The organism is Shewanella surugensis, assembly GCF_023284005.1.
Lineage (GTDB): Bacteria > Pseudomonadota > Gammaproteobacteria > Enterobacterales > Shewanellaceae > Shewanella > Shewanella surugensis.
Window position 1 is genome coordinate 1 of sequence record NZ_JAKIKS010000173.1, and the last position, 8,413, is coordinate 8,413.

General features: G+C 35.3%; 8 protein-coding genes. 4 read left to right on the forward strand and 4 right to left on the reverse strand.

Going from position 1 to position 8,413, the window contains the following annotated elements; all coding sequences use genetic code 11:
* Positions 1–1,961 precede the first annotated feature (1,961 nt).
* A complete protein-coding gene (locus L2764_RS24490) occupies positions 1,962–2,645 on the forward strand; it encodes a replication initiation protein (RefSeq protein ID WP_248942984.1) in 684 nt (227 codons plus the stop codon).
* Positions 2,646–2,712: 67 nt separating this feature from the next.
* On the forward strand, positions 2,713–3,138 hold the full coding sequence (locus L2764_RS24495; RefSeq protein ID WP_248942985.1) for a hypothetical protein: 426 nt from the start codon (positions 2,713–2,715) through the stop codon (positions 3,136–3,138).
* A gap of 94 nt (positions 3,139–3,232) precedes the next feature.
* Here the strand turns inward: L2764_RS24495 and L2764_RS24500 are convergent, their stop codons facing one another.
* Both L2764_RS24500 and L2764_RS24505 read right to left on the reverse strand, forming a co-directional pair.
* A complete protein-coding gene (locus L2764_RS24500; protein WP_248942986.1) occupies positions 3,233–3,769 on the reverse strand; it encodes a phosphatase PAP2 family protein in 537 nt (178 codons plus the stop codon).
* Positions 3,770–4,151: 382 nt separating this feature from the next.
* On the reverse strand, positions 4,152–4,412 hold the full coding sequence (locus tag L2764_RS24505; RefSeq protein ID WP_248942987.1) for a hypothetical protein: 261 nt from the start codon (positions 4,410–4,412) through the stop codon (positions 4,152–4,154).
* 539 nt (positions 4,413–4,951) lie between these two features.
* Here L2764_RS24505 and L2764_RS24510 point away from each other — a divergent pair.
* Complete coding sequence (locus L2764_RS24510; protein ID WP_248942988.1) at positions 4,952–5,266, forward strand: hypothetical protein; 315 nt, start codon at positions 4,952–4,954, stop codon at positions 5,264–5,266.
* Positions 5,267–5,361: 95 nt separating this feature from the next.
* On the opposite strand, the gene L2764_RS24515 is transcribed toward L2764_RS24510, so the two are convergent.
* Both L2764_RS24515 and L2764_RS24520 read right to left on the reverse strand, forming a co-directional pair.
* A complete protein-coding gene (locus tag L2764_RS24515) occupies positions 5,362–6,138 on the reverse strand; it encodes a hypothetical protein (RefSeq protein WP_248942989.1) in 777 nt (258 codons plus the stop codon).
* A 340-nt stretch (positions 6,139–6,478) separates the two neighbouring features.
* Positions 6,479–6,979, reverse strand: a complete 501-nt coding sequence (locus tag L2764_RS24520; RefSeq protein WP_248942990.1) for a GNAT family N-acetyltransferase — start codon at positions 6,977–6,979, stop codon at positions 6,479–6,481.
* Between the two features lie 724 nt (positions 6,980–7,703).
* Here L2764_RS24520 and L2764_RS24525 point away from each other — a divergent pair.
* On the forward strand, positions 7,704–8,060 hold the full coding sequence (locus L2764_RS24525; protein WP_248942991.1) for a hypothetical protein: 357 nt from the start codon (positions 7,704–7,706) through the stop codon (positions 8,058–8,060).
* Positions 8,061–8,413 lie beyond the last annotated feature (353 nt).

The following is an 8,413-nucleotide window of genomic DNA, read 5'->3' on the forward strand; positions in this document are numbered from 1 at the left end:
CATTTTTAGTCATTGCGATGTTCCTTTTGTTAATTGTTGATCGGCCAAGATCAATTAACAGGTTACATCGCAATGCTTTATCCTCATACACCAGAAACGACTATAGCTCAACCCTAAGCACACGAAAGTATACTTTCGACAGCGTGCCTATGTTTATCCTTAGACTTTTGTGTCTCAAAAAAAATATTGCAAAAGTATTGCATTATTACCACAAAAATATTGCATTAACGCCGTGGTCGGAGTGGAAGTATTGCAAAATAACTGCAAAGGTATTGCAATACTCACATCATGCTGACAGCACATTGGTAGTTTAGGTTATACGAGTGGTTTAAAATAAGAAAAAATATGATTAGATGAAATTTTTTCAATTAAAATAACTTGGGTAAGATGATCATGAATAATAAAAACACTAGAATTAAATGTAATAATAATTTATTTATCTAATTTAAGATTTGGAGCTAAAAAAACGATGAAAATAACCATATCGAGCTTTTAGGCGTAATTCACTAGGTGTATTGTATTTCCAATACATCACAAATAAAATCACTTTCAATAAACTATTAAAAACAAACAACTTTATCGATATGTGTCACATTTGCACCACAATAAGTTTTTTTCAAAAACAAATAAACACTTAAATCATTTAAAATCAAACAGTTAAAGTGGCTCATGTTTTTTATTTTGCAAAACAACAATGTAGCCAATTATGTTACAAAAACCTACTTAATTATCATGCAAACAAAAATTAAAGATACAAAAGAAACAGTTACATACACATTTGTAACACAAAAACACCATGCTTTAAGTGAGATTATAAAACAAACCAATTAAAACAATCTGATATCACAAATGCAGCACAAAGAGAGCACGTTTGTACCACAAATTACAAAAAAAAACGCATGGATTTTAAAAAAATCATTCTCAGTAAATACATTTAAATGTTACGATAAAAATCAATAACTTAAGTTGCTTTCTTGTAATTATTCTTGATTTATCAAGATAGCGTGGGGTGTGGGTCATTTTTAGAATCGAAATTTATTCGTCTGAATTTATCCTGGCATAGATCAATTTTGAGCTGAATTTTCAGTTTTTCGTTAGACAGGCATCGCCGCTTGAGAGTCAATTTTGATGTACTGGATTCAAAACCAATCACCATTGCACATTTGGCGCTCGAACAAGGCTATCTGGCACTAGAAATTTTTAAGCTCTCAGAGGCGTTTTTAGGCCACTTCCAACTTCTGAATAGACTTCGCTAATTCAAAACCCCTCAGCGGCATTTTAAAATGCTCATATTTACAACCGCATCATTGATATCGAAATATTACAAAAGAGCCTTAAAATGCGTTTTAGAAGCCTTTAAGATGTGCTTTCGAGTGTAACGAGAGCATGAGAGCGCAGCGAAACGCTCTTAAGGCGTTTTTTTTGCGCCTGCCCTTCGCCCTGCTAAACCTCTTTTGATAGCCCATGATGATTTACTCAGCCCCTAAGCTGGCCGTAGGCAATATCAAGGTTCGATTAAATGCTTTGCCTCTCGCCCCTGCCACCGGCAGGACATGGCGAGGCATTTTCGCTTATGTCTTTTGATTTGGCTTTTGGGGGATGCCGGAAACGAACGAAGTGAGGGGAAGGGCTGGCGGGGGTGAAACCCCCAAGAAGGGTTATCACTCGAAAATTACAAAAAGTAGAGTTATCCACAGGGTTTTCCTTTTTATAATAATTCTTTCTTGTTTTTATCTTGTTTTAGGGTGTTGTAAGTTTTTGATATAAAATAAAAATAAAAGTTAAAGGTGGAAGGATTCATGGTTAAAGGTGGAAGGATTCATGGTTAAAGGTGGAAGGATTCATGGTTAAAGGTGGAAGGATTCATGGTAATACTCACAGGCTCTATCGGTGGAACTTGATATAACCATTTTCTACCGATAGAATATTGAACAGGACTAAATTTAATTCAGGGATCTATTTTGAATAATTCTAATATCACTAAATCTAATAGCCTTATTGCAGCGTCTTATATGCTTAGCCTTCAAGAACAAAGATTGATATTGGCTTGCCTATCTAAAATAGACTCCAGAGAAGAAACTCCTGACAGCATAGAGTTAACAGTGCAAGAGTTTTCAACCCTCATGGGGATCAACCTTAAAAGAGCATATAACGAACTTTACGATGCGGCTGAAAAGCTATATGACCAAAGCATTATAATTGAGAGTGAGGATAGAATAATTAAGTTTCGCTGGGTTCAACACCAAGTATTATGGCGAAAAGGGGAAGGAAAAATAACCCTCACTTGGAGCAAGGAAGTAAAAGGGTACATCAGCCAATTAAAGAATAGGTTTACTACATATAAACTTAGGCACATAGCTAACCTACAATCAATCTATTCGATGAGGCTCTATGAAATATTAATGCAATTTGATAGCACCAAGCACAGGCTAATTAGAGTTGAAGAGCTAAGAAAAACATTCCTACTTAATGATAAATATCCAGAGTTCAAAGATCTTAATAAATATGTGATAAAGGCTGCGGTTAATGAATTGAATCAACGCAGTGATTTGATTGTTTCTTACGACATAATTAAACAAGGTAGAAAAGCATCTGCTTTGAGGTTTGATTTCAAACAAGACGAAAACATGAAACTAAAAATGTAGAAAGACTAAAATAGAAGTGAACAGGTGAACAGTCAACTGAACGCACAACGAATGAACAGGTGAACAAGTGGCAAGTGTTAATCTTAGTGAAGCATCTAGATTGGTATCAAAAAGTAGAACTACCATTTGGAAATATATCAATGATGGCAAGCTCTCCATAGCCAGAGATCACCGTAACCGCCCTTTCGTAGACACTTCAGAACTAATCAGAGTTTTCGGTGAAATAAAACAGAACAAAAAAAAAGTGAACACCAAAAGTGAACACAAGTTAACAGGTGATTATCACGAACTAATTACCACCATCAACGAGCTAAAAAAAACCATAGAATATTTGACTCTGAGATTAGAACACAAGCCACTTGAAACCGTCACATCAAATCCCGTTACAGAGCCAATAAAAGGGCGTCCAGAAGATGATCCAGAGTGGCCAAAGGAAGTGAAAACGGCAGGGGACATCACACTACGAAAAAACATCAGGGACAAGTACCGCTAGGGTGGCTTACGGCCTATTTTTCGCGTGTGTTAGGGCAGATACATACAACGGATATTATGGTAAACAAAGATAAGTATCATTTTATTCTGATACACTAAAACTTAGCACTTACAAATAAACCAACTTCGTCGGCGCCGACATAAGGAATAATGCTAACTAAAGAATAACCTTTAACGGTAACGGCGTATTGTATCGCTGTTCCCAGTAACGCTCCAGCGATAACATCATGCCAAGAATGCTGATTAGCCTGCACTCGAGAATAACCCACTAGACCTGTAATTGCATAAGCAGGCAATCCATATTTCCACCCATATTTGAATTGAAGATAAGCAGCACCTTGGGCTGCGGATGAAGTATGTCCTGAAGGGAAAGAAAGGTTATCAGATCCATCTGGCCGCTCTTCTCTAACAGAGTATTTTAATGCATATGTTGCAAGAGATGTGAATATGGCTCCTTCAATCACTTCACCAAATCCACTATAATCTTCGTCATATAAAGAGATTATGCCTGCGGTTAGAGGTACACCAATTTGTCCATAATGACCAAATTGAGTAAGCTTTTGGTTTTCTGAATAAACAGGGGGTAAAAATAAAACTGATAAAAAACAAAATATTGCAAACCTTATCCCCATTGAATTATAGCCATTTTGTCATCGATCCATTTAGAATAAATTAAAGCAGTCATATTTAAATGAAACAAATTTATTCTTTGTCTTATTGGGATATACGATACAACTGAACGGGTTTAAACTGTTAAGGCAAGTTAAATGCACACAATTTAAGTTATGGTAAATACGTGATGGAGGGGTGACGCCAAGAAAATACATCAGGACAAGTGCCGCTAGGGGTCTTGAAACCTATTTTTCGTGAGCGTTATGGCTGATGCCTACAACGAACGTTATGGTAAATAGACAGTAAAGCTAAACAACCGTCGGTGGGCGTTTAGTTTGATAGTGAATAAAATACCGTTCCAATACAAAGCACAGTGGACGAGATTTTTCCCCGTCAACCAAGCTACCCTATCGGTTGTATTACAATGTCATTCATGCTGACATTCTCGTTCGATACTATGATAAAGCTATTGGCTATAACATAGTACTTATTCACATTACTATTCTTTTTGACGGCCATTACGAAACCACGTTCATCAGTCCTATCCCAAGTTTCTGGATCTCCACCTGTGACAGTGAAGTATGAAGTATCACCTGAGTCACCCCACTTGTTGATGCTTACTTCTAAACTTGCAACTCCTGAATTACCTACTGATATAGTCATTACTATTTTTCTCCTCAATCACAATTAAGATTAATCTAATTTATTACCAATATTGGTGCAACCCTCGTGTTTTAACACTATACCAACATTTTCGCAATACGCGTTTACCCAACTCAAATATTTGAAGATAGTTATATTTTTAAGGGGAACAGGGGTTTGAGGTCCAACGGTACGAAAAGTTACTCTAAGCCTAAAACCCTTATGCGTTAAAGCTCACAAAGGACTATCTTTGATTTCTAAATATAGTGATAGCTTCCTACCATAATGCCGTATTTGACTTATGTGGTAGTAAATACGCTTCGATATTGACATACCATTACAGTAAAACCCTATTGATACCGTCGTACTGTTACTTTTCGTACCGTTGGACCTCGACCCCCGTGACTTACCGCCTATTTTTTTCGTGGATACTAGGCCCGATACCTACAACGGGCGTTATGGTAAATATAAGAGAAACTACCTCTCTCATTAAATGTGAAGCATTCGTCAAAAAAAATGGTTAAGATCTAGGCCTTAACTAGAAAGTGGATAAAAACACTATGAGCTTTAAAACAGAACCCACAGGATATGAAAAAACAGCTCTATCGGATCTTCAAGGTGCTTGGGTTAATTTGCGTAATGCTGTAGTTGATGAATTTGGTTTTCCTAATTCAGACAAGTTACTCTTTCAAATTGATGAGGCTATGAGTTGGGAGTCTGTAAGAAACTTGAATCATATGAAATCAACTTTATTGCTAATTAGAAATATTACTTCTCAAACAGAATCACCAGAAGAGGTCATATTCTGGGTAAATGAAGTAAAGGAAAGCTTAGATGGTACTTTTAAAGCTATTGCATCAGGCAAAGCCAAATAGTAGGTATTAGGCCTAATACCTACAACGGACGTTATGGTAAATGGGGCTAGAAATAATGCTGCTTAAAGGCCGTGTTATGTTTGTTATTCGAAATGTCATCCTAAATGGACAGTACTTTGTTTTAAATAATCACGAATGATAAATGCAATAACCTCACTTGTAAGAAAGCCTTTCCCTGTAAATCCTTTGCTCTGTTGATAAGCAATTAATAGCTGATGAGATTTAGAAGGGTCATTATTTGGAGTGTCTGTAGCTTCCATAAATTTAATGCGCTTTAAGGCTTCTTGTAGCATTAAGGCAATTTCTTTTTTCTCCTCTGGCTTCCAATCAAAGTTCACTGAAGGCCCCCAGACTGATATGGCTGAATTTAAGTTAGCCATCCTTACTAAAAATAACCTCTGTAATTGGATGTATTTATCTTTATAGACTTTAGATTCAACATATTGAATATTTATATTATCCAACTTTTTTATTGTTTTATTTAATTCAATAGTGATAACTTGATACGATGGAATTTGTGAGTCGAACTTTTTTTTCAATTCATTTAAATTGTCATCTAACGCCTTAATTTTACTTACCTGTTGTGAGTTCATCTGCAATATATTTAACAATTCAGGTGATGTTAACTGTTGCATTTTTGTAGGAAGTTCATTACGAACAATAACACCATCAGGACTTGTTTTATCAAAAAAATCAGTCGATGAAAACAGATATATAACAGCCCCCACTAGTTCAAGTATTAGAGTTGAAAATAACATTCCAAGATATTTTTTTTCAACATCTACTTTCTTAATCAACCCAAGAAGGGTAATTATTCCTGTACATAGAAATAGAAAAATAATTACATAAAATAATACTGTGGCCTTGTCCATTGCCTTTTTCTCCTATTATCATTAAAAATGATTTTTTATTAATTAATAACGCATTAGTGATTATTTCTAATATTAATATAGAAAATTTACCACGCAAACATAACATTTGTATACACGCCTTGCGCGTTTTGCATTTGCCTCGACTCTCCGTTAGGTATGTCCTGCAAAACGAGTAAGCGAAAGCTTTTATTTCGCTTATAGTACATGTAGTTATATTTATCAATAGATTGTAAAGAAAGCTAAAAGAGAGCTAAAAATTGATGCACACAATTTAAGTTATGGTAAATATGAGAGAAAATATCTCTCTCATTAAATATGAAACATTCATCAGGGAAAATCATTATTGGTTTATTTTCTGATAAAAGGTACAAGGAACGCCATAGGCAAGATCTTCTTTACAGTAAATCATCCCACATTTTTTCATTACACCGTGAGAAGCCACATGATCAGTGGGTGCCATTGCAATTATCTTATTAAAATCAACATTATCTTTAGACCATAATAACAACGCCTCTAACGCTTCTGTCGCAAAGCCTTGTTTCCAATATTTTTTTTGTAATACATACCCGACTTCAACTTCAATGTTATTAATTAAGCTAAATCCAGCACGACCAACAAACCCTCCTGTTTTTTGGTCGAATAGTAAAAAAACAGGCAGGTTATGTTCGTCATAACCCCTTAAAAATGAATCTAGACGATCTTGAGTTTCTTTGAGGTTGAGAACCCCGCTCGGGAAGAACTGCATGACATCAGGATCAGAGCTAAGTAAAAACATGTATTTAATATCATTTTTATGTAACAATCTAAAGGTTAATCTTTCTGAACTTATGCTTATATTCATACAGCCTCAAAAAAAAATAGGTAAATTAGCCTTTAGACTGGTAATTATTCCCTATTCGACACTTCAAAAGCTATACAGTATAAGTTTTGCATCCCTGTTAAAAGCGATACATACAAATTAAGTTATGGTAAATAGCCAACTTAAGGCACTAAAACAGCGCCTAAGCACCTCGAAAACCCTCAAGTAGACGATCTAACCCACCTAAATGATCGCTTTTAGCCCCAAAACCGCCGATCAAAATAGTACGAAAAAAGCCCCTCACTGAACAAACAATAAACAGCGTTTGGTTAGTGGCCTATTGGGTCACCAAATGCCTAAAAGAGAGCGTTCTATAGGTCGCACTGAATTAATTTAAATATTTTGAATATCGTTGTTTATATAAGGGGTATGAAGTCCAACGGTACGAAAACGTACGCTAAGGATTTAAAACTATCTCTTAAATCGATATAAAAGACATAATTTAAGGCTATACTTTTAAGTCTATAATATTATGATATATCAAACAGTTATTGCTTACCGTACAAAACCGTACCATTGGACTTCAAACCCCTGTAATAAGCTGTAATATTTTTTGTTGGGTTTTATACCTATCATTTATTTGATTTTTAGAAAACATAAACTCATACGTTATCTGTCAATCGGTATGTTTAAGATCAATGACATGCCGAATAGTTTTACCTTGTGAGCTTAATAAATATTACTAATTGCCAATAGGAAAATCATTATGAACACAGCATTATTAAAAGAACTCAGCGAAGATCATTTGAGTAAAGATTCATTATCTGTTAGTGCACCACATTCTATAACTTTAGAGCCTAAACGTTCCGCTGTATTGTATGGAAGAGCAGGCGCAAGTTACCAACTGATCCTCATTAATGAGGATGAAGACTTGGATGCTAATGTGTATGTTTCCAATCAAAGTGATGGTTATATAGTATCTAATCTAAACCTGGAACCTACAGTTTTAAAGAAAAAGCTTTTTCAAATGAATCCTCAAGGATACGTTACGGTTTGGAACTATACAAGTTCTAAGTTCACTCCTAATCCTATGGTTTCATTTGCAATAAAAGCATTAAAGTAAGTGTAAGATTGTCGCGGAGAAGTTATTTAAAGGGGTTTAAGTCCAAGCCCCTTTGTTAGCGAGAATACATATAGGTTAGGCATGACTTAAATCCTCAAGTAACCTATCTAACCTACCTAAACGATCGCTTTTAGCCGTTTTCTTATATGACAGCTACTCGCACCGAATTAATTTAAATATCTTGAATATCTTGTTTATATAAAAACTCGTCGAGTTTTAAAAGGGTATTAGGGAAACCCTAAGGAGTTATTGTCAAATGTGGTGTATCAATGAATCGTGATGTTCTGTTTGATCTTGAGTGATCCGTTCACCATCTTTAAATTGAATACCTGATATGACATCAGCAAGCAGCT

Bases quoted from the DNA above. Each gene is read 5' to 3' on its own strand.
- L2764_RS24510 (WP_248942988.1), top strand. From the start codon at position 4,952: ATGAGCTTTAAAACAGAACCCACAGGATATGAAAAAACAGCTCTATCG.
- L2764_RS24520 (WP_248942990.1), bottom strand. From the start codon at position 6,979: ATGAATATAAGCATAAGTTCAGAAAGATTAACCTTTAGATTGTTACAT.
- L2764_RS24515 (WP_248942989.1), bottom strand. From the start codon at position 6,138: ATGGACAAGGCCACAGTATTATTTTATGTAATTATTTTTCTATTTCTA.
- L2764_RS24505 (WP_248942987.1), bottom strand. From the start codon at position 4,412: ATGACTATATCAGTAGGTAATTCAGGAGTTGCAAGTTTAGAAGTAAGC.
- L2764_RS24500 (WP_248942986.1), bottom strand. From the start codon at position 3,769: ATGGGGATAAGGTTTGCAATATTTTGTTTTTTATCAGTTTTATTTTTA.
- L2764_RS24525 (WP_248942991.1), top strand. From the start codon at position 7,704: ATGAACACAGCATTATTAAAAGAACTCAGCGAAGATCATTTGAGTAAA.